This window comes from Mycobacterium sp. SMC-17, assembly GCF_045310915.1.
Lineage (GTDB): Bacteria > Actinomycetota > Actinomycetes > Mycobacteriales > Mycobacteriaceae > Mycobacterium.
In genome coordinates, this window is record NZ_JBJIAK010000001.1 from 220,291 (window position 1) to 239,596 (window position 19,306).

21 protein-coding genes and 1 pseudogene are annotated in these 19,306 nt (G+C 67.5%); 10 read left to right on the forward strand and 12 right to left on the reverse strand.

The features are described 5' to 3' along the window. Positions 1-6 precede the first annotated feature (6 nt). The 3 genes from ACJH7A_RS01000 to ACJH7A_RS01010 are packed head-to-tail and all read right to left on the reverse strand — an operon-like array spanning position 7 to position 2,157. A complete protein-coding gene (locus ACJH7A_RS01000) occupies positions 7-378 on the reverse strand; it encodes a cupin domain-containing protein (RefSeq protein ID WP_406801292.1) in 372 nt (123 codons plus the stop codon). Next, the gene (locus tag ACJH7A_RS01005; RefSeq protein ID WP_406801293.1) at positions 375-1,301 is read right to left on the reverse strand and encodes an alpha/beta hydrolase; all 927 of its coding nucleotides are present in this window, start codon (positions 1,299-1,301) and stop codon (positions 375-377) included. Before ACJH7A_RS01005 ends, ACJH7A_RS01000 begins: the two co-directional genes overlap by 4 nt. 49 nt (positions 1,302-1,350) lie before the next feature. Further along, entirely contained in the window at positions 1,351-2,157 is an 807-nt protein-coding gene (locus tag ACJH7A_RS01010; RefSeq protein ID WP_406801294.1) for a helix-turn-helix domain-containing protein, read from the reverse strand. 117 nt (positions 2,158-2,274) lie between these two features. On the opposite strand from ACJH7A_RS01010, the gene ACJH7A_RS01015 reads away from it, so the two are divergent. From ACJH7A_RS01015 to ACJH7A_RS01030, 4 genes and pseudogenes are all read left to right on the forward strand, one after another. Next, positions 2,275-3,300, forward strand: coding sequence for a zinc-binding dehydrogenase (locus ACJH7A_RS01015; protein ID WP_064860209.1), 1,026 nt, complete (start codon positions 2,275-2,277; stop codon positions 3,298-3,300). A gap of 5 nt (positions 3,301-3,305) precedes the next feature. Further along, positions 3,306-3,452: pseudogene (locus ACJH7A_RS01020) on the forward strand (alpha/beta hydrolase); the annotation flags it as partial. A gap of 13 nt (positions 3,453-3,465) precedes the next feature. After that, entirely contained in the window at positions 3,466-3,609 is a 144-nt protein-coding gene (locus tag ACJH7A_RS01025) for a hypothetical protein (protein ID WP_167837904.1), read from the forward strand. A gap of 16 nt (positions 3,610-3,625) precedes the next feature. Then, positions 3,626-4,636, forward strand: a complete 1,011-nt coding sequence (locus tag ACJH7A_RS01030) for a TIGR03617 family F420-dependent LLM class oxidoreductase (protein ID WP_406801295.1) — start codon at positions 3,626-3,628, stop codon at positions 4,634-4,636. A gap of 56 nt (positions 4,637-4,692) precedes the next feature. Here ACJH7A_RS01030 and ACJH7A_RS01035 read toward each other — a convergent pair whose 3' ends face one another. Genes ACJH7A_RS01035 through ACJH7A_RS01045 form a run of 3 tightly spaced genes read right to left on the reverse strand, consistent with a single transcriptional unit; the run spans position 4,693 to position 8,522 of the window. After that, positions 4,693-5,163 (reverse strand): DUF5078 domain-containing protein, encoded by a 471-nt coding sequence (locus ACJH7A_RS01035; protein WP_020104387.1) that lies wholly within the window; start codon positions 5,161-5,163, stop codon positions 4,693-4,695. An 18-nt stretch (positions 5,164-5,181) separates the two neighbouring features. Continuing rightward, positions 5,182-8,094, reverse strand: coding sequence for an RND family transporter (locus ACJH7A_RS01040; RefSeq protein WP_212812190.1), 2,913 nt, complete (start codon positions 8,092-8,094; stop codon positions 5,182-5,184). Continuing rightward, positions 8,091-8,522 carry an MmpS family transport accessory protein gene (locus tag ACJH7A_RS01045; protein ID WP_133425868.1) on the reverse strand — a complete coding sequence of 144 codons (432 nt, stop codon included), beginning with the start codon at positions 8,520-8,522 and terminating at the stop codon, positions 8,091-8,093. The genes ACJH7A_RS01040 and ACJH7A_RS01045 overlap by 4 nt, the downstream gene beginning before the upstream one ends. A gap of 261 nt (positions 8,523-8,783) precedes the next feature. Here ACJH7A_RS01045 and ACJH7A_RS01050 point away from each other — a divergent pair, with 261 nt between their 5' ends. Next, positions 8,784-9,119 carry a DUF732 domain-containing protein gene (locus ACJH7A_RS01050; protein ID WP_053853988.1) on the forward strand — a complete coding sequence of 112 codons (336 nt, stop codon included), beginning with the start codon at positions 8,784-8,786 and terminating at the stop codon, positions 9,117-9,119. Between the two features lie 23 nt (positions 9,120-9,142). Here ACJH7A_RS01050 and ACJH7A_RS01055 read toward each other — a convergent pair whose 3' ends face one another. After that, positions 9,143-9,895, reverse strand: coding sequence for an SDR family NAD(P)-dependent oxidoreductase (locus tag ACJH7A_RS01055; RefSeq protein WP_406774968.1), 753 nt, complete (start codon positions 9,893-9,895; stop codon positions 9,143-9,145). A gap of 72 nt (positions 9,896-9,967) precedes the next feature. Here ACJH7A_RS01055 and ACJH7A_RS01060 point away from each other — a divergent pair, with 72 nt between their 5' ends. Next, positions 9,968-10,498 (forward strand): hypothetical protein, encoded by a 531-nt coding sequence (locus ACJH7A_RS01060; RefSeq protein ID WP_212812189.1) that lies wholly within the window; start codon positions 9,968-9,970, stop codon positions 10,496-10,498. Positions 10,499-10,510: 12 nt separating this feature from the next. On the opposite strand, the gene ACJH7A_RS01065 is transcribed toward ACJH7A_RS01060, so the two are convergent. Further along, complete coding sequence (locus tag ACJH7A_RS01065) at positions 10,511-11,224, reverse strand: FadR/GntR family transcriptional regulator (RefSeq protein WP_371824531.1); 714 nt, start codon at positions 11,222-11,224, stop codon at positions 10,511-10,513. A gap of 127 nt (positions 11,225-11,351) precedes the next feature. Between ACJH7A_RS01065 and ACJH7A_RS01070 the strand changes: the two genes are divergently transcribed. Both ACJH7A_RS01070 and ACJH7A_RS01075 read left to right on the forward strand, forming a co-directional pair. Beyond that, positions 11,352-11,885 (forward strand): gluconokinase, encoded by a 534-nt coding sequence (locus ACJH7A_RS01070; RefSeq protein WP_212812187.1) that lies wholly within the window; start codon positions 11,352-11,354, stop codon positions 11,883-11,885. Continuing rightward, entirely contained in the window at positions 11,885-13,282 is a 1,398-nt protein-coding gene (locus tag ACJH7A_RS01075) for a GntP family permease (RefSeq protein WP_406774969.1), read from the forward strand. Before ACJH7A_RS01070 ends, ACJH7A_RS01075 begins: the two co-directional genes overlap by 1 nt. On the opposite strand, the gene ACJH7A_RS01080 is transcribed toward ACJH7A_RS01075, so the two are convergent. From ACJH7A_RS01080 to ACJH7A_RS01090, 3 genes are all read right to left on the reverse strand, one after another. After that, the gene (locus tag ACJH7A_RS01080) at positions 13,279-14,346 is read right to left on the reverse strand and encodes an SAM-dependent methyltransferase (RefSeq protein ID WP_406774970.1); all 1,068 of its coding nucleotides are present in this window, start codon (positions 14,344-14,346) and stop codon (positions 13,279-13,281) included. The two genes, ACJH7A_RS01075 and ACJH7A_RS01080, sit on opposite strands and share 4 nt — an antisense overlap. A gap of 77 nt (positions 14,347-14,423) precedes the next feature. Then, positions 14,424-15,047: an MBL fold metallo-hydrolase gene (locus ACJH7A_RS01085; protein ID WP_212812184.1), complete on the reverse strand. Its 624-nt coding sequence runs from the start codon at positions 15,045-15,047 to the stop codon at positions 14,424-14,426. Next, entirely contained in the window at positions 15,044-16,132 is a 1,089-nt protein-coding gene (locus ACJH7A_RS01090; protein ID WP_053853984.1) for an S-(hydroxymethyl)mycothiol dehydrogenase, read from the reverse strand. The genes ACJH7A_RS01085 and ACJH7A_RS01090 overlap by 4 nt, the downstream gene beginning before the upstream one ends. 113 nt (positions 16,133-16,245) lie before the next feature. On the opposite strand from ACJH7A_RS01090, the gene ACJH7A_RS01095 reads away from it, so the two are divergent. Then, entirely contained in the window at positions 16,246-17,064 is an 819-nt protein-coding gene (locus tag ACJH7A_RS01095) for a serine hydrolase domain-containing protein (protein ID WP_406801296.1), read from the forward strand. On the opposite strand, the gene ACJH7A_RS01100 is transcribed toward ACJH7A_RS01095, so the two are convergent. Continuing rightward, positions 17,061-18,479, reverse strand: coding sequence for an NCS2 family permease (locus tag ACJH7A_RS01100; protein WP_406801297.1), 1,419 nt, complete (start codon positions 18,477-18,479; stop codon positions 17,061-17,063). The two genes, ACJH7A_RS01095 and ACJH7A_RS01100, sit on opposite strands and share 4 nt — an antisense overlap. A 256-nt stretch (positions 18,480-18,735) precedes the next feature. Between ACJH7A_RS01100 and ACJH7A_RS01105 the strand changes: the two genes are divergently transcribed. Beyond that, on the forward strand, positions 18,736-19,251 hold the full coding sequence (locus ACJH7A_RS01105) for a DUF3145 domain-containing protein (protein ID WP_318985257.1): 516 nt from the start codon (positions 18,736-18,738) through the stop codon (positions 19,249-19,251). The last annotated feature ends 55 nt before the right edge of the window (positions 19,252-19,306 follow it).

Here is a 19,306-nt window from a genome sequence, read left to right on the forward strand (position 1 = left end):
CCGCGGTCAGTCGCGCTGCTCGAGCCGGCTGCCGCGGGGAAACGTGATCGACATGATGTCGCTGGGACGTGTCAACGCGATGCGGTGCCACGTCCCAGTCGGCACGACCATCGCGTGTCCCGTCGTCAGCGTGACGCCGGGACCGTCCTCCTCGGCGCGTAGGTACAGCCGTATCTCACCGGCGACGCAGACGACGAGTTCGTCTGCCTCCGTGTGGATTTCCCAATAGTCGGCATGCACCTCGGCGTCGGTCTCCGCGTGGAACGTCATGACATGCCACCCCGGCTCCCCGGAGCCGAACGCGCGCTCGGCCGGTTCGATGCGGCCGTCGTCGTAGAGGTGGACGAAGGCGGCGAAGAGGTCGACGGCGGTGGTCATGCGGACACCGCCCGCAGGTCCGCCGCGCCGGCGGCGAGGCCGCGGCGCAGCGCCCCACCGAGTTCGGCGAGCTGGCGTTGCGAGACGTCGGCACCGAGGATCACCTGCGAGCCGTGGAACGTGCCGGGCCACTGGTGCAGTTCGACGGAAACGCCGGCCTGCAGCAGCCGGATACCGAATTCGAGCGCTTCGTCGCGATTGGGATCGAACTCCGCGGTGGCGAGGTACGTGGGCGGCAGGCCGGACAGTTCTTCGGCGCGGGCCGGCGCCGCGTAGGCCGACGCGGGCCGCCCGCCGAGATAGTGCCGCCAACTGGCGGCGACCTTGTCCCGTGTCATGAAGACGGTGTCGGTGAAGGTCCGGGCCGACCAGCTGCGCTGGCGATCATCGAGCGGTGGTTGGTTGAGCAGTTGAAAGGCGATCCGGGGGCCGCCTTCGTCACGTGCCCGCAGCGCGGCCGCGGCGGCGAGGTTCGCGCCTGCCGCATGGCCGCCGACGGCGATGCGGCTCGGCTCGACGCCGAGCTGCGGCGCATTCGCCGCTAGCCAGATGAGGGCCTGATAGACGTCGTCCAGCGCTGCGGGATAAGGATTTTCGGGTGCGCAGCGGTAGCCGACGGACACCACGACGGCGCCCGTGGCCTGGGCGATGCGTGCGGCCCACGGGTGCTCGGTATCGAGATCGCCCATCACGAATCCGCCGCCGCGCAGCCACAGGGCCGCGCCGATCGGCTCCGCAGGTTGGTACACGCGTACCGGAATGTCGGGGCTTCCGGGCACGAGGCGGTCACTGATCCGCAAGCCGGCGGTGTCGGGCGCGGGCACGGCGGCGGACAGTTCGGCAAGCCGCCGGCGGGCCGCCACCGGATCGTCCAATTCGGCTTTCGGGAACAGCGACAGGAAGGGCTGCAGCTCGGGGTCCATGCCCCCACGATGGCGGCCGGATGCGGTGGTGTCTTGGAGGAATGTTCCCTTACTGCCAGGCCACGGGGTCGATGTCGAGCCACGGTGCCGCGGCCACGCCGGCCGGCGTCATCCCCGCGAACAGCCGGGCGTCGCGGTGCAGGTGCGACTGGTCGGCATAGCCGCAGGCGTCGGCCACCTCGACGGGCGCGGTGCCGGTGGCGAGGCGGTGCGCGGCGTCGTCGAACCTGATCAGTTGTGCGGCCCGCTTGGGTGGCAGGCCGATCTGCGTGCCGAACCGTGACCACAGTCGCTTGCGGCTCCAGCCGAGCTCGTCGGCGATGCGCTCGATCCGGACCTGCCCGTGGCTGTGCGCCATCCAGTGCCACGCCGCCGCGACCTCGGGGTCCACGGCGGGCCCGGATTCGCGGCGCCGCGCCAATTCCGTTGTGGCGATGGCGAACCGCTCATCCCACGACGCTGCGGTGTGCAGCCGATCGCACAGGCGCTCGGCATCGCGGCCCCAGACCGCGTCGAGCGGCAGCACGGCGGTGGGGTCGCCGGCGCCGAACACCGCGCGGGCGAGCACCGGCGACAGCCGGATCTGTAAGCAGTCGACGTTGCGGCCGACGGCGGTCACCGTGCCCGGCGTCAAGCCGACGATGCCGCCCCCGGTCCGCTGCGCGCCCGAGGCGTCGATCAGCACCCCGTCGCCGAACTCGATGAACACCGTCACCGCGGGGTAGGGCACGAGCTGCAGCGCGAGCTGCGCGGGCGCCCGGCCGCGGAACCCCGCCATGGCCAGACCAGGCTGTCGGCGCGCCGGAATCGCGAGATCCCACACAGCGGCACTCAGCCGCCGGGTGCCCGCTTCCATGTCTCGATGGTAGGCGCGGCGGGGGCTTGCCGAGGGTTCTCGACACAGCGGGATCCGGACTCCGTAAGGTGACTCTGTAACACCGTTACGGAACACCGGATCAGCAGAGGTGGACAGTTGAGAACCGTATTGATCGACGCCCCCGGGAACGTCTACGTCGACACCGTGCCCGATCCGGTGTTGCCCGGGGCGGACGGCGCCGTCGTCCAGATCACCACGGCCGCCATCTGTGGATCGGACCTGCATTTCTACGAAGGTGACTACCCGCTGGCGACGCCGCTGGCGCTCGGTCACGAGGCCATCGGCACCGTGGTCGAAGTGGGTTCGGAGGTGCGCACCGTCAAAGTCGGTGACCCGGTGCTGATTTCGTCGGTGGCGGGTTGCGGCCACTGCGTCGGCTGCGACACCAAGGATCCGATCACCTGCGTGTCGGGTCCGCAGATCTTCGGCTCCGGGGTGCTCGGCGGTGCGCAGGCCGAACTCCTCGCCGTGCCGTCCGCGGATTTCCAGTTGCACCGGCTGCCAAGCGATCTCAGCACCGAGGCCGCGCTGCTGCTCACCGACAACCTCGCCACCGGCTGGGCCGCGGCGCAACGCGCCGACATCCCGCCCGGCGGCACCGTCGTCGTCTTCGGTCTGGGTGCGGTCGGCCTGTGTGCCGTGCGCTGCGCCATCGCGCAGGGCGCCGGGCAGGTGTTCGCCGTCGATCCGGTCGAGGGGCGCCGCGAGATGGCGGCCCGCAGCGGCGCCACCGCGATCACACCGGAGCAGATCGGTGCCGTGTACGAAGCGACGGGCGGCAGGGGAGCAGCCGCCGTGATCGACGCCGTCGGCAACGACACCACCATGAACGCGGCTCTGACCACCGTGCGCGCGGGCGGCACGGTGTCGGTGGTCGGTGTGCACGACCTCAACCCGTTCCCGTTCCCCGCGACGCTGTCGCTCATCCGCAGCATCACGCTGCGCATGACCACCGCGCCCGTGCAACAAACCTGGCCGGCGTTGATCCCGCTGCTGCAGTCGGGCCGCCTCGACGTGGACGGCATCTTCACGCACGCCATGTCGCTCGATGATGCGCCGAAGGCCTACGCCGCTGTCGCGGCGCGGACCGCGGACTGCATCAAGGTCACGCTGACCCCGTAGTCATGATGGCCGATCAGGAGACCCTGGATCTCGCACTGCCGCGCCTGCGCATGCGGGCGCTGGCGTGGGGCCCGGCCGACGGGCGATTGATGTTGTGCCTGCACGGTTTTCCGGACAGCGCACACGGCTGGCGCCGGGTCGCCCCGCTGCTCCGACGACGGCGCGATGCAGGTCGGCTACACCGAGCAATTGCTGAACGCGTTGCCCGCCGGTTCGGCGGTCCGAATCATCGATGGGGCAGGGCATTTCCTGCAGGTCGACCGCCCGGCCGAGGTGGCCGCCGCCATTCTGGATTACGTGGGAAACTGACGAAGGACAACTGATCATGCGCGTACAACTGCAGATCGACGGAGCGCCCCGGCGGGCGGCCCACCACGCCCGCGAACTGGCCGGCCTCGGGGCCGACGGGGTGTTCACCTTCGAAGGCCCGCACGACGTCTTCCTGCCGCTGGTCGCGGCAGCCGGTGCGGCGAGCGTGGACCTGATGACCAACGTCGCGATCGCTGGGCCGCGCAGCCCACTGCATCTCGCGCATGCTGCTTACGACCTGCAGGTGTACAGCGGGGGCAGGTTCCGGCTGGGCCTGGGCTCACAGATCAAGGTGCACATCGAAAAGCGTTACGGCGCGCAGTGGGCCAAACCCGCCGAGAAGATGGCCGAGACCGTCACCGCGATCAAGGCGATCTTCGACTGCTGGGAAGGCAAGGCGCCGTTGAATTTTCGCGGCAAGCACTTCACCCACACCCTGATGCCGCCGAACTTCAACCCCGGCCCCAATCCGTTCGGGCCGCCGGCGGTGCTCATGGGTGCGCTGGGCCCGATCATGACCCGCACCGCCGCCGAGGTCGCCGACGGGCTGCTGGTGATGCCGTTCCACAGCGCCCGGCATTTCGCCGACCGGACCCTGGTGGCAGTGGGGGAGGGACTGGCGCGCGCCGGCCGCGCGCCCGCCGATCTGCAGATGATCGCGCAGGCCATGGTGGCGGTGGGACGCACGGAAGAAGACCTGACCGCGGCGATCAACGGCGTCGCCACGCTGATCGCGTTCTACGGCTCCACGCCCGCCTACCTGCCGGTGCTCGAGACCGAGGGATGGGCGGATCTGCAGCCCCAACTCAACGCGATGTCCAAGGTCGGTGACTTCGCGGGCATGCGCGCCTTGATCAGTGACGACATGGTGCGCACCATCGGCATCGTCGGCACCCCGGAGGAATGCGCCGCCGAGATCGGCCGCCGCTTCGGCGGACACGTCGACGAAATCTGTTGCTATTTCCCGGGTTACGAACAGCGGCCCGAGGACGTACGGGACCTGGTCACGGCCCTGCACACCCAGTGATTTGTGCACGAAAATCCGCGGTCCGCGCGGAAAATCGTGCACAAATCGCTAGGAGACTACGGTGCCTGGACCCAGTTCCAGACGCTCAGGTCGCCCTTGGGGTAGTTCTGGCAGACGTCGGTGGCCTTGGCGACGACGCCCTTGTTGTTGAAGAAGATCTTGGCCCAGTTGCCCCAGTGCGTGGCCACCTGCTCGTAGTAGACGTTGGTGGCGGTGTCCTCGGAGTACTGGCGGCGGCCGACCGGGTCGAGCGAGAAGAACCAGTGGATGCGGTCCTGGGCCATCTGCTGGATGTCGGCCGGGCGGTTGTGCATGTCGATCATGTACCGCGAGTAGTAGACCGGGCTGGTGTCGCGGGCGGCGGCCAGGTACTGCTCGGCATCACAGGTCGTGATGATGATGCGGTGGGGGATCGGGTAGTCGTCGGTGGCATCGGCGGCTGCCGGTCCGGCGAGCGTCGTCGCGACCGCGCCCAGGGCTGCGACCGCGGTACCGGCGCGCTTCAGGCCACGCTTGATCTGGACCATAGTCATTACTCCTGTTTCCTAGATACCTGTGCTGCTGGAGGCTGATTGCAGTTCGCCGGTCGGCTTGGGCTGGGGCCACGGCTCTGGCACCGGACGCTGACGCACCCGCTGCGGCCACCAGAACCACTTGCCCATCAGGGCGGCGATGGCCGGTGTCATCAGAGATCGGATGATCAACGTGTCGAACAACAGACCCAGACCGATGGTTGTTCCCACCTGACCGACCACGTGCAGCTCACTGACCGCCATGGACATCATGGTGAAGGCGAAGACCAGGCCGGCCGAGGTGACCACGGAACCGGTGCCGCCCATCGACCGGATGATGCCGGTGTTGAGGCCGGCGTGGATCTCTTCCTTGAACCGGGCGACGAGCAGCAGGTTGTAGTCCGCGCCGACGGCCAGCAGGATGATGACCGCCATCGCGATGACCATCCAGTGCAGGTTGAGCCCGATCAGGTGCTGCCACAGCAGAACCGACAGACCGAATGATGCGCCGAGTGAGAGCACCACGGTGCCCACGATGACCGCCGCGGCCACCACGGATCGCGTGATGATCAGCATGATGACGAAAATCAGTGCGAGCGCGGAGATTCCGGCGATCAGCAGGTCGTAGTCGGCACCCTCCTGCAGATCCTTGAAGGTCGCCGCGGTGCCGCCTAGATAGATCCTGGAGCCCTCCAGGGGAGTGCCCTTGATGGCCTCCTTGGCGGCGTTCTTGATCGCGTCGATGTGCGAGATGCCTTCGGCACTCATCGGTTCGCCCTCATGCGAGATGATCAGCCGCACGGCTTTGCCGTCGGGCGAGATGAAGTTCTTCATGCCGCGCTTGAATTCGGCGTTGTCGAAGACCTCGGGCGGCAGGTAGAACGAGTCGTCGTTGCGGGAGTTGTCGAACGCCTCGCCCATGGCGCTCGCGTTGTCCTGCTGCGCCTGCATCTGATCCTGCAGACCCTTCTGGGTCTGGTACATGGTCAGCATGTACTGCTTCATGTTGGTCATCGTCGAGATCATCTCGGGCATCAACGCGACCATCTGAGGCATCAGCTTGTCGAGCTTCAGCATGTCCGGCATCAGGTTCTGGATGTCGTCGGTCATGGTGTCGATGCCGTCGAGGGTGTCGAAGACCGAGCGCATGGTCCAGCAGACCGGGATGTCGTAGCAGTGCGGTTCCCAGTACAGATAGTTGCGGATCGGCCGGAAGAAGTCGTCGAAGTCCGAGATGTGGTCGCGCAGGTCGGCCACGTCCAGGGTCATGTTCACCATCTTGGCGACCATGCTGTGCGTGGTGGCCGCCATCTGGGTGGTGATGCCCTGCATCTTCTTCATCGTGTCGATGTTGATCTGCATGTCGTTGGCCTGCTTGAGCATGTTGGCCATCGAGTCCTGCGCGTACTTCTCGTTCATCTTCTGAGAGGTGCCGCTCATGCTCATCAGGAACGGGATCGAGGTGTGCTCGATCGGCTTGCCCTCGGGGCGCGTGATCGTCTGCGAGCGCGAGACGCCGGGCACCTTGAAGATGGCCTTGGCGATCTTGTCGATCACCAGGAAGTCGGCGGAGTTTCGCAGATCGTGGTCGCTCTCGATGAGCATCAACTCGGGGTTCATCCGGGCCGGCGAGAAGTGCCGGTCCGCCGCCGCATAGCCCTCGTTGGCGGGGATGTCGGCGGGCAGGTACAGGCGGTCGTTGTAGGCGGGCTCGTAACCCGGCAGCGTCAGAAGGCCGACCAGGGACAGCGCGATGGTGCCGACCAGGATGGGAGCCGGCCACCGGACCACGACGGCGCCGAGCTTGCGCCAGCCGCGCACGCGCATGGCGCGCTTGGGCTCGAGAGTCTTGCGGAACCGGCTGGCGAGCGAGATCACGGCCGGGCCCAGGGTCAGGGCGGCGAACACCACGGTGATCATGCCGATGGCCAGCGGGACGCCGAGCGACACGAAGTACGGCATGCGGGTGAAGTGAAGACAGAACGTGGCGCCGGCGACGGTCAGGCCGGAGCCGAGCACGACGTGGGCGGTGCCCTCGAACATCGTGTAGTAGGCGTCTTCGCGGGATTCGCCCGCGCCGCGCGCCTCCTGATACCGGCCGATCAGGAAGATGGCGTAGTCGGTGGCCGCCGCGATGGCCAGTGTGACCAGCAGGTTGGTGGCGAAGGTCGACAGACCGATGATGTCGTAGAAGCCCAGCGCCGCGACGACGCCCTGTGCCGCGGACAGCTCGAGGACCACCATCAGCAACGTCAGCAGCACGGTGATGAACGACCGGTACACCAGCAGCAGGGTGACGATGATGACGAGGAACGTGACGCCCTCGATCATCTTGACGCTGCGGTCACCGGCGATGTGCTGGTCCGCCGCCAGTGCCGCGGGTCCGGTCACGTAGACCTTCAGGCCGGGCGGCGTCTTGATGCTCTTGATGATGTCCTGCGCGGCCTGAACGGACTCGTTGGCCAGCGCCTCGCCCTGGTTACCGCGCAGGTAGACCTGGACGTATGAGGCCTTGCCGTCATTGCTCTGGGAGCCGGCGGCGGTGAGCGGGTCGCTCCAGAAGTCCTGGATGTGCTCGACATGCGTGGTGTCGGCCTGGAGCTTCTTGATCATCTCGTCGTAGTAGGCATGTGCCTCTGCGCCGAGCGGCTGATCGCCTTCCAGCACGACCATGACCGAGCTGTTCGACTTGAACTCCTGGAACACCTCGCCGACGCGCTTCGTCGCGATGACCGACGCGGCCTGGTCCGGCGACATGGAGACCGAGCGCATCTTGCCGACCTCGTCGAGCGACGGAACCGCGCTGCCGAGGAAGACGATGACGCCGATCCAGAAGAGGATGACCGGGATCGCGAAGGTGCGGATCAGGCGGGCGATCAGCGGCCGGTGCGGCGGCTGCTCGGCCTTCGGGAAGATGACGGTGTCTTCGTCGGTTGGCTGTGTCATGCGGATTTCACCAGGCAGAAGGTCTGGGCGTGCACGCCGGTGGAGGTGCGGGTGTCTTTGAGTTCGTCGTCGACGTGGACGGTGCAGGTGATGGAGTCACCGTCGCCCTGGGCGACGATGTTCGGCGATGCTGCCGGTGCGGTGGTGGACAGGGTGAGCTTCCAGGGCAGGGGCGCGTGGTCGATGCGCTGGGGCTTGGCGTCCAGGTCGAGGTAGTTGATGTCGGCGTAGCTGCCGGTGCCGGTGATCTCGTAGGTGACGACCTTGGGTTTGAACGGTTTGGCATCGTCGGCGAAGTTGCGTGGGGTGACGATGACGGGGTTCTGGCCGAAGTAGGTGCGCACGCGCTGCACGGTGAAGCCGGCGACGAGGGCCACGGCGAGGATGAGCAACGGGATCCACGCCTTCTTGAGCGCATTGCCGATCACGCTGCGGACACCATGGTCGACTGCACTCGCTGTTCCCCGCTTCCCGTACCCTGACCCCGACAGATTAGGTCATTTAAGTGTTAGATTAGACCAGTTAAGTTAATCATGGGAAACCTACGCTGCGGGTGGCTCGTATCACCGTAGCCGGTAACGCGCAGCAGATCGAACCAAATACGCAGCAGTTCAATGGGATTGAACAGGCGGCGACGACTGTTCAGGGAGCAGGGGCACATGGCAACCAGCACGAATAGACTCCGTCACATGAAGGCACGCACTCTGGTCGCAGTTGCGGGTGCCGTGGCGGCTGCCGTCACCATGGCGGCTCCCGCGCAGGCCGACCCCGACACCGATTTCGCCAACCAGCTGCACACCTACGGGATCTACGGCCCCAAGGACTACAACGCCTGGATCGGCAAGATCACCTGCCAGCGGCTCGACAACAACGTCGACCACAGCGCCACCGACTCGGCGGCGTTCCTGAAGAAGAACCTGCCCCGCAACAGCAGCTCGGAGCAGCAGGTGTACCAGTTCCTCAACGCGGCTTTCGACACGTACTGCCCCGAGAAGCACGACCTGCTGGTCGCGCTCGCGCACTAGTCGCCGGACTCGATCCCGGCCGGTCAGGCCGGGCCCTTGCCGTTGTCGACGCGGTACACCGAGCCGTGGATCGCGGCGGCGTCGTCGCTTGCCAGGAACGCGATGACGTTCGCGACGTCACGCGGCTCCATGAAGCCACGCGGCGCGGCGATCCGCATGATCAGGTCCCAGTCGGCGTTCTCGGGCGCCGCGAACTCGGTGACCTGTGCGGTGAGCATGCCGCCCGGGCACACCGCGTTGACCCGGAGCTTTTCCTTCGTGTACTCGACGGCCAGTGCCCGCGTGAGACCGATCAGCCCGTGCTTGGCAGCGCAGTAGCCCGCCGAGTAGATCTCGCCCTCGACGCCGGCGATCGACGAGACGTTGACGATGTTGCCGCCGTTTTCCAGCAACTGCGGCAGCGCCGCCCGGGTCAGGTAGAACGGGCCGTTCAGGTTCACCGCGAGGTCGCGGTCCCAGTCGTCATCGGTCATCGACAGGGTGTGCCGCATGACGTGGAATCCCGCGACGTTCACCAGCACGTCCAGCCGCCCGAATTTCGCGATGCAGTCCTCGACCGCCTGCCGGCAGGCGTCGGCCGTGCTGATGTCCACCGCGGCGAACGCGCCGCCGGACTCGTCGCCGTAGGCGTCGGCGAACACCGTCGCCATCCGCTCGGCGTCCCGCGCGATACCGAAGACCGATGCGCCGCGTTCTGCGAAAACCTTGACCGTGGCCGCGCCCAGGCCGGCCGAGGCCCCGGTGATCAACGCGACCTTCCCGCTGAGTGAACTCATACGGTGACTTTCTCACGCCGTGGGCAAGTCATTTGCGATACTCGGGCGGTGAAAATGAAACGTGTTCTCGCTATGGTTTCGAGTTTTGGCTTCGTCGCAGCGGGCGCACTCTTCGGCACGGCAGCGCCGGCGCAGGCCGACAACATCCGGCTGCCCGAAGGCATCTACACCTACATCCAAGAGGGCACGCCGATGAGCGTGTGGACCATCTGGCCCGTCTGCGCCCCGACCGTCGGCGATCTGCGCAACAACCTGGAACTGCCGGTGGGCTGCCTCGTGCACGTCGGCTCCGACCAGTACGGCGGCACGCTGGGCGGCGATGCCCGCCAGACCGGCGGTGAGGGACATTGGATGTTCACCCAGACCGACCTCCAGGGTTTCACGTGCCCGGACGGCACCAAGTCGAAGCTCGTAGAGACCTACGAGTGGGAGGACACCAACTGGACCGGTACCCGGACCACCACCAACAACGAACAGTGCGGCGTGCAGGCGGCCATGACGAAGAAGTCGTTCCGGCTGGAATTCCAGAAGCCGCTGCCGATTCCGGTGCAGCAGTTCCCGTTGTTCTGTGACCCCAACGACGGCCTCAAGCGCTGCCGCTGACGGCCGGGCCGGTCAGGCCGAGCCCTGCTCCTCGGCGACCGCGGCGGCGGCCTCGTCGATGATGGCGCGCATCGCGCGTTCGGCGCCGGCCTGATCGCGCATCCGCACGGCGCGGGCCACCTCGTCGTGCAGCGCGATGGCCGCCGGGTTGGGGGAGTCGGGCATCATGCCGTGGTGGGTGCGCCCCGCCAGGACCTCCGACACCACCGCGGTGAGCGCGCGGAACATCTCGTTGCCGCTGGCCTCCAGCAACGTCTGGTGGAAGATCTTGTCCGCCAGCAGGTATGCCTCGAGATTGCCGTCGCGCCCGTGTACCGCCATGTCCGACACGGCGGCGGCCATGATCCGGCACTGGTGCGGGTCGGCACGCTCGGCAGCCAGGGCGGCCGCGACGGGTTCGAATCCGCGCCGCAACTCCGACAACGACACCAGTTGGGCGGCCCGGTCGCCGGACTCGAGTCGCCAGCGAATCAGCCTGGGGTCGAACACATTCCAGTTGGCCGCCGGCTGAATCGTGATGCCGACCCGGCGGCGGGAGGCGACCATGCCCATCGATTCGAGGACCCGGATCGCTTCCCGGACGACGCTGCGGGAGACCCCGTGTTCCGCGCTCACTCCTTCGAGCGTGATCACCTCGCCGGGGGCGTACCTACCGGAGACCACCGCGGCCCCCAGCGCGCTCAGCACGTTGTCGTGGAGAGCGCCGACGTTTGACGGGGTGGACACGCATAACATCCTGTCATAACTCCGGAGATCTGACTTAGAACCGATGTTTTTCTGTGGCCTCTTGAAAAAGTATGACTTTTGAGTCACGCTGTGTGAGTCAAACCACAACAAGGGGCGGGTGCAGAACATGCCATCACCCATCGTCGTCATGGGCGTTTCAGGATCCGGTAAGTCCACCGTCGGCGCGGCGCTCGCGCAGCGGCTCCGCGTGCCGTTCGCCGATGCGGACGACTTCCATCCCGCCGCCAACATCGCCAAGATGAAGGCCGGTCACCCGCTGAACGACGACGATCGCCGGCCCTGGCTCGAGACCATCGGCCGATGGCTCGGGGAGCACTGCGGCACCGGCGGCGTGATGAGCTGTTCGGCGCTGAAATACAAGTACCGCGTGCAGCTGCGCAGCCACTGCCCGGAGACCCGGTTTCTGCACCTGTTCGGCACCCCCGAGGTCATCGGCGCCCGGCAGGCCAGCCGCCCCGGCCACTTCATGCCGGCGTCGCTGCTCGCCTCACAGTTCGAGACCCTCGAACCCCTGCAAGCCGATGAGGCCGGCATCGTGATCGACGTCGGGCAGAGCATCGATTCGATTGTCGACGAATACATTTCGCGCACCCAAGGGGAGAACCGACGGGGCGAGCGGAGCGACGGGGAGAAGATCTGATGCGCACCGCCGTCACCGTCCTCGCCGACGCACCCAAACTCATCGAACCGGTCTCCTCGGCCACTCAGCTGATCCTGGCCTTCGTGGCCGGCATCAGCGTCATCGTCGTGCTCATCACGCTGCTCAAGCTGCACCCGTTCCTGTCGCTGATCTTCGGTGGCCTGACGGTGGGGCTGACGGCCGGAGAGAACCTCGCCGCGGTTCTCAAATCGTTCTCCGACGGGTTCGGCGCGACGGCGGCCGGCGTGGGCATCCTGATCGCGCTCGGCGCGATGTTCGCCAAGCTGCTCGCGGACTCCGGTGGCGCCGACGAGATCGTCGACACCATCGTGGGTGCCGCCTCGCCCCGAGCCCTGCCGTGGGCGATGGCGCTGGTCGGCGCGATCATCGGGCTGCCGATGTTCTTCGAGATCGGGCTCGTGCTGCTGATGCCCGTCATCTATCTGGTGGCCCGGCGCTCGCAGCAGTCGCTCATCACCATCGGCATCCCGGCACTGGCCGGCCTGTCGGCCATGCACGGCTTCGTGCCACCGCACCCCGGGCCGCTGACCGCCGTCGGACTGCTCAATGCCGACCTCGGGGTCACGCTCGGCCTCGGCGTGCTCGTCGCGGTCCCGACGATCGTCGTCGCGGGCCCGCTGTTCGGCCGCCTGGCCGGCAAGTGGGTCGTCGTCGCGGCACCGGACACCTTCACCACCGATCCGGAAGCCCTTCGGGCACATGGAAAACGGCCCCGCTTCGGCGTCACGCTGTTCTCGGTGTTGCTGCCCGTCGCGCTGATGCTGGGCAAGGCCCTCGTCGACATCTTCATCGACGACAAGACGCAGTGGTTCCGCCGGATCTTCGACGCCGTGGGCACTCCGCTGGTCGCGCTGCTCATCGCCGTCGTGGTCGGCACCGTCACCCTCGGTCGCGGCGCCGGCATGGACCGCACCGCGATCACCAAGTGCATCGAGTCGAGCCTGCCCCCGGTCGCGGGCATCTTCCTGATCGTCGCCGCCGGCGGTGGCTTCAAGCAGGTGCTGGTCGACACCGGCATCGGCACCATGCTGGCGCGCTGGGCCGAAGGCGTGCACATCTCGGTGCTCGTGCTGGCCTGGGTGCTCGCGGTCCTGATCCGGCTGGCCACCGGGTCGGCCACAGTCGCCACCATCACGGCGTCGTCGCTGGTGCTGGGTCTGGTGCATGGGATGGGCACCGGCGAACTGTCTCTGGTGGTGCTCGCCGTGGGCGCCGGCTCGCTGTTCTTCTCGCACGTGAACGACGCCGGCTTCTGGTTGGTCAAGGAGTACTTCAAGCTCAGCGTCGGCCAGACCATCAAGACCTGGTCGATCATGGAGACCGTGCTCTCGGTGTCCGGTCTGGCCATGGTCCTGATCCTGGACGTGTTCGTCTAACTTTCGCGCTGCTGTTTCTCGACGACGATGTGCGCCACCGGAATCGGCATCGGGCGGGGTGCGGCGGACAGTAGCTCCACCAGTGCGGCGTCCAGGGCATCGGCGAGCTGACATCGGCGCGCCGGGTCGGCCGGCTCCAGCGCTTCCAGCAGGGTGTCGAACACCGCCGCCCTGGTGAAACCGACCCAGCTCTTGGCGAAAGCCGTTGCGTCACCGTCGGTCTGGTATCGCTGCCAGAAGCGGTCCGGTTCGTCGGCGACCACCAGATGGGTGATCCGCAGGCGCTCGAAGCGACCCGAAGGGGCGAACGGTGAGCGGAAGTCGGCTTCACTGCGGCCCACGATCGGCAGCCGCATGCGCCGCACCTCCTCGGCGGTGACGAGCCGTCGGTCCTGCAGGTCGGACAGCGCGTGCATCAGTCCGTCGAAAAGCGGCTCGAGTCCGAGCCGTCCGTCGTCGTGCTGGCCCATGGTCATGACCACGAGGCGGCCGCCCGGACTCAACTCGCGGCCGCGGAACGCGATGAACTCATGCCAGTCGTGCGCCGCCTGCCGCGCGTACGCGGCGCGCACCTGCGCATCGGCGCTGTAGGACGGCTGGATGTGATCGGGGATGTCGGACGGCATGCGGCTGAGCCAGTGGATGGCCCACGCCGACCAGCCCAGGTGCACGCCTTCCGACGGCAGGATCTGGCTCAGATACGACCGGCCCACCGCCGAGGCGAAAGTCGCCCGATCGGTTCGCAGATAGCTGAACGCGTCGTCGCGCAAGGTGCGGAACAGGGCGCTGAAATCGTTGTCGGGGATGTCGGTGTGCGTCACCGCGATGGGGTGCTCGGGCCGGATGCGTTTGCGGAGCGCGGCGATGCCCGCCCCGATGGGGAGCAGTCCGTTATGCGCATTGCCCGAGCCGTACTCGGCGATCACCACCGGCCGCGGCGCCGCCGGGAGCGGCACCTCGGCGGCGGCCTGTTCGAAAAGCTTTGTGGCCGTGCGGAGTCCGACGGTCTGCAGGCGCGCGCTCCCGATCGGGTCGGGCTGCACCACCACGCTGGACTCGGGCATGTCTCACGGTAGCGCCGTGAGCTGTGTGGCGCGCTCTGAACCAGCGTGGAATCAGTGGCCGGTGCTCGATCGGCAGCTCAGCTGCCGCGGGCCACCCATTCGTCGTAGTGGACCAGCTCGCCGCCGATGGTCGTGGTGTCACCGTGGCCGGTGTAGACGACAGTGTCGCCGGGCAGCTTGCCGAGCTTCTCCGATATCGACGCCAGGATGGTCGGGAAATCCGAGTACGAGCGGCCGGTCGCGCCGGGGCCGCCGTGGAACAGGGTGTCGCCCGAGATCACCGCGCCCAGTTCGGGGATGTGCCAGCACACCGAGCCGGGGGAGTGCCCCGGGGTGTGGATGGCCTTGATCTCCAGGCCGCCCACGGTGAGCACCTGGTCGTCGTCCACGGTGTGAAAAGGGTTGTCCGGGTGGACATCCCGCCACAGCATCTCGTCGGCCGGGTGCAGCAGCACCGGGGCGTCGAGGGCCGCGGACAGTTCCGGGGCGACGGTGATGTGGTCGTTGTGGCCGTGGGTGCAGACGACGGCGACGACGTTGCGGCCGTTCACCGCCTCGATGATGGGCGCGGCGGTGTGGGCGGCGTCGAACACGATGACGTCCGTGTCGTCGCCGACGAGCCAGATGTTGTTGTCGACGTCCCAGGTGCCGCCGTCCAGGCTGAAGGTGCCGCTGGTGACGACGCGCTGGATGGCACTCATTTGAGGACCACCACCGAGCGCAGCACCTCGCCGCTGTGCATCTTGTGGAAGGCGTCCTCGATCTGGTCGAGCCCGATGCGTTCGGTGACGAACTTCTCCAGCGGGAGCCGGCCCTGCAGGTACAGGCTGATGAGGGTGGGGAAGTCGCGTTCGGGCAGGCAGTCGCCGTACCACGACGACTTCAGCGACCCGCCGTGGGAGAAGAAGTCGATCAGCGGCATCTCGAGGGTCATGTCGGGCGTCGGAACACCCACGAGGACAACGGTTCCGGCGAGGTCGCGGGCGTAGAACGCCTGCTTCCAGGTCTCGGGCCGGCCGACGGCGTCGATCACGACGTCGGCGCCGAAACCGTCGGTCAGGTCCTGGATGGTCTCGACGGCGTCGAGGTCGCGGGCGTTGATGGTGTGGGTGGCGCCGAACTCGCGGGCCCAGTGCAGCTTCTTGTTGTCGGTGTCGACGGCGATGATGCGCTTGGCGCCGACCAGGGCGGCGCCGGCGATGGCCGCGTCGCCCACGCCGCCGCAGCCGATGACCGCGACGGTGTCGTCACGCGTCACGCCGCCGGTGTTGATGGCGGCGCCGATGCCGGCCATCACGCCGCAGCCCAGCAGTCCGGCGACGGCCGGGTCGGCCTCGGAATCGACCTTGGTGCACTGGCGTTCGTGCACGAGGGTCTTGTCGGCGAAGGCCCCGATGCCCAGGGCGGGGGTCAGTTCGGTGCCGTCGGTCAGCGTCATCTTCTGGGTGGCGTTGAAGGTGTCGAAGCACAGGTGCGGGCGGCCGCGCTTGCAGGCGCGGCACTCGCCGCACACGGCGCGCCAGTTGAGGATGACGAAGTCGCCGGGGGCGACGTGGGTGACGCCCTCGCCGACCGACTCGACGGTGCCGGCGGCTTCGTGGCCGAGCAGGAAGGGATATTCGTCGTTGATGCCGCCCTCGCGGTAGGTGAGGTCGGTATGGCACACCCCGCAGGCGATGATGTCCACGACGACCTCACCGGGTCCGGGATCGGGGATGACGATGTCGACGAGCTCGATGGGCTGCTTCTTGGCCCGGGAAATCACACCACGCACTGTCTGACTCATGGCTATAACCTAATGCCTCCGGGAAGGGTTGGAATGGTGTCCATACAAATGTCTGGTCAACGGCGGCTCGGCCCCCGCCCATCGGCGCTGCGATGTGTGACAGGGTCGATGACGTGACCGCTCTCGAGCTGCTGGATTCCTGGCCGGTACCGAACGCCGCGGCGGCGGTCGTGTCGCCCGCCGGTGTGCTCGCCACGCACGGACCCGTCGACCGCGCGTTCCGGCTCGCGTCGGTGACCAAGCCTCTGGTGGCCCGCGCCGCGCAGATCGCGATCGAAGAGGGCGTCGTCGAGTTGGACACCCCGGCCGGCCCGCCCGGGTCGACGGTGCGCCACCTCCTGGCACACACCTCGGGTCTCGCGATGCAGACACCCGACGCCATCGCCGCGCCCGGCACGCGCCGCATCTACTCGAATGTCGGGTTCGCGGTACTGGCTCAGGTGCTGCAGCACGAGTCCGGCATCGAATTCGCGCAGTACCTGCGGGAAGCGGTTTTCGAGCCGCTGGGGATGAGCGATTCCGACCTCCCGGGCGCGGCCGAAACCGCCGGCTACGGCGCCTGGTCCACGGTGGCCGACCTGGCGGCATTCGCCGGTGACCTGCTGCGTCCCGCCCTGGTGTCGACGCCCATGCACGCCGACGCGATCTCGGTACAGTTCCCGGGTCTCGACGGGGTGCTGCCGGGATTCGGATCGCAGCGCCCGAACGACTGGGGTCTGGGTTTCGAGATTCGGGACGGCAAGCATCCGCACTGGACGGCGGCGGGCAACTCGGGCCGGACGTTCGGCCACTTCGGTCAGTCGGGGACGTTCCTCTGGGTGGATCCCGAAGCGGACCTGGCGCTTGTCGTGCTGACGGACCGCGATTTCGGGGACTGGACGCACGCCGTCTGGCCGGACGTGTCCGCCGCGGTCTTGCGCGAGTTCGCCTAGCGGACGACCCCGATCATGCTGTCGATCCAGCCGCGCGCGAAGAACAGCAGGAACCCGGCGGCGACGACCCACAGCAGCGGGCTGATCTCCTTGATGCGGCCCGACGCCGCACGCAGTACCGCCCAGGCGATGAAGCCGACGCCGATGCCGTTGGCGATCGAGTAGGACAGCGGCATGACGGCCACGGTCAGCACGACCGGCAGGGCCACCGAGAAGTCGGAGAAGTCGATCTCGCGGAGCACCGAGACCATCAGGGTGCCGACGATGACCAGCGCGGCGGCCGCGACCTCGGTGGGCACGATCTCCGTCAGCGGTGTCAAGAACATTGCGGCCAAGAACAATCCACCGGTCACCAGGCTGGCCAGACCGGTGCGGGCACCTTCGCCGATGCCGGTGCCCGATTCGACGAACACCGTGTTCGACGATGCCGACACCGCGCCGCCGACGACCGCGCCGGTGCCCTCGATCACCAGGGCGGACTGCAGGCGCGGGAAGTTGCCGTGTTCGTCGGACAGACCGGCCTGCCGGGACAGTCCCGTCATGGTGCCCATGGCGTCGAAGAAGTTGGTGAACAACAGCGTGAACACCAGCATGAGCGCGGCGATGGCGCCGATCCGGCCGAAGCTGCCGAAGTCCACGTGACCGATCAGGGACAGGTTGGGCACCGCGAACGGCGAACCGGACAGCGTCGGGACGGACAGGCTCCAGCCGCCGGGCTTTTCCGTCGCCGAGCCGAGGTGCCAGATCGATTCGATGATGGCGGCCAGCACGGTGCCCGAGATGAGGCCGATCAGGATGCCGCCGCGCACCTTGCGGGCCACCAGCACACCTGAGGTCAGCAGGGTGAACACGAACACCAGGGTCGGGATGGCTCGGACCGAGCCGGTGCCGCCGGCGCCCAGGCCCAGCGGGGGCGACGGGTGCCCGGTCGACGCGACGAAGCCGGCGTTGACCAGGCCGATGAACATGATGAACAGCCCGATGCCGGCGGTGATGGCCAGTTTCAGCGGCATGGGCACGGCATCGAAGATCATGCGCCGCAGGCCGGTGACGGCCATCGCGACGATGATGAGGCCTTCGATGACCACCAGCCCCATGGCTTCCGGCCACGTCAGGACGCCCACCACGGAGCTGGCCAGGAACGAGTTGATGCCGAGGCCGGCGGCGAACGCGAAGGGGAGGCGGGCGACGACGCCGAACAGGATCGTCATGGCGCCGGCCGCCAGTGATGTCACCGCTGAGACCTGGCCGAACGGGAGCTTGTGCCCGGCGATGTCTGCCGTGCTCGACAGGATGATGGGGTTCAGCACGATGATGTACGCCATCGCGATGAAGGTCACCGCGCCGCCGCGCAGTTCAGCAGCGACGGTCGAGCCGCGTGCGGAGATCTCGAAGAACCGGTCCAGGGCAGTCACGGCTTAGAAGATAGATGGCGCGCTGGTGTGCCGCGCGGGTGTTGGCGTCTGTTCGGCAATTGCCGGGATCGCCGACACCGAGTCGGCAACGCCCCTGATCGCGGTGCGATTCTGTGGCCGTCCTGAGAGATTGCGCGACAGACTAGCGCAACAGGGGTCTCAGGCGGCACAATAGACACGCACTAAACAACTGCAACATTTCAGCAACACCAGGTCGTTGGGGAAGACGTCCCTCGTGTAGCTGAAGGAGCAGATGATGCGTGCGTCGAACCAACTCGCCGACGCGACGACGGGCGTGGTGTATATCCATGCCTCTCCCGCGGCGGTATGCCCGCATGTGGAGTGGGCACTTTCGTCGACTCTGTCGGCGCGGGCGAACCTCAAGTGGACGCCCCAACCCGCCATGCCCGGTCAGCTGCGCGCCATCACCAATTGGATGGGACCCGTCGGCACCGGAGCTCAACTCGCCAGCGCATTGCGCTCTTGGTCGGTGCTGCGCTTCGAGGTGACCGAGGATCCGAGCACCGGCGTCGACGGCCACCGCTGGTGCCACACCCCGACCCTGGGCCTGTGGAGCGGATCGATGAGCGCCAACGGCGACACCATGGTCGGCGAGCAGCGGCTGCGCGCGCTGATGGAGGGCGGCGCCGACATGCTCGCCGCTGAACTCGACACCGTGCTCGGCACCGCCTGGGACGAGGCGCTAGAGCCGTACCGCGGCGGCGGCGCCGAGGTCGGCGAGGTCAGCTGGCTGAACCGGGGCGTCGGCTAGTTCGACCGGTCCAGCGGCTGTCGCATCGACGCGAGCGTGCACACAGCTCGCCGAA

Bases quoted from the DNA above. Each gene is read 5' to 3' on its own strand.
- ACJH7A_RS01070 (WP_212812187.1), top strand. From the start codon at position 11,352: ATGCCATCACCCATCGTCGTCATGGGCGTTTCAGGATCCGGTAAGTCC.
- ACJH7A_RS01000 (WP_406801292.1), bottom strand. From the start codon at position 378: ATGACCACCGCCGTCGACCTCTTCGCCGCCTTCGTCCACCTCTACGAC.
- ACJH7A_RS01090 (WP_053853984.1), bottom strand. From the start codon at position 16,132: ATGAGTCAGACAGTGCGTGGTGTGATTTCCCGGGCCAAGAAGCAGCCC.
- ACJH7A_RS01025 (WP_167837904.1), top strand. From the start codon at position 3,466: ATGCAGGTCGGCTACACCGAGCAATTGCTGAACGCGTTGCCCGCCGGT.
- ACJH7A_RS01010 (WP_406801294.1), bottom strand. From the start codon at position 2,157: ATGGAAGCGGGCACCCGGCGGCTGAGTGCCGCTGTGTGGGATCTCGCG.
- ACJH7A_RS01060 (WP_212812189.1), top strand. From the start codon at position 9,968: ATGGTTTCGAGTTTTGGCTTCGTCGCAGCGGGCGCACTCTTCGGCACG.
- ACJH7A_RS01085 (WP_212812184.1), bottom strand. From the start codon at position 15,047: ATGAGTGCCATCCAGCGCGTCGTCACCAGCGGCACCTTCAGCCTGGAC.
- ACJH7A_RS01040 (WP_212812190.1), bottom strand. From the start codon at position 8,094: ATGACACAGCCAACCGACGAAGACACCGTCATCTTCCCGAAGGCCGAG.
- ACJH7A_RS01055 (WP_406774968.1), bottom strand. From the start codon at position 9,895: ATGAGTTCACTCAGCGGGAAGGTCGCGTTGATCACCGGGGCCTCGGCC.
- ACJH7A_RS01005 (WP_406801293.1), bottom strand. From the start codon at position 1,301: ATGGACCCCGAGCTGCAGCCCTTCCTGTCGCTGTTCCCGAAAGCCGAA.
- ACJH7A_RS01050 (WP_053853988.1), top strand. From the start codon at position 8,784: ATGAAGGCACGCACTCTGGTCGCAGTTGCGGGTGCCGTGGCGGCTGCC.
- ACJH7A_RS01030 (WP_406801295.1), top strand. From the start codon at position 3,626: ATGCGCGTACAACTGCAGATCGACGGAGCGCCCCGGCGGGCGGCCCAC.
- ACJH7A_RS01075 (WP_406774969.1), top strand. From the start codon at position 11,885: ATGCGCACCGCCGTCACCGTCCTCGCCGACGCACCCAAACTCATCGAA.
- ACJH7A_RS01080 (WP_406774970.1), bottom strand. From the start codon at position 14,346: ATGCCCGAGTCCAGCGTGGTGGTGCAGCCCGACCCGATCGGGAGCGCG.
- ACJH7A_RS01105 (WP_318985257.1), top strand. From the start codon at position 18,736: ATGCGTGCGTCGAACCAACTCGCCGACGCGACGACGGGCGTGGTGTAT.
- ACJH7A_RS01035 (WP_020104387.1), bottom strand. From the start codon at position 5,163: ATGGTCCAGATCAAGCGTGGCCTGAAGCGCGCCGGTACCGCGGTCGCA.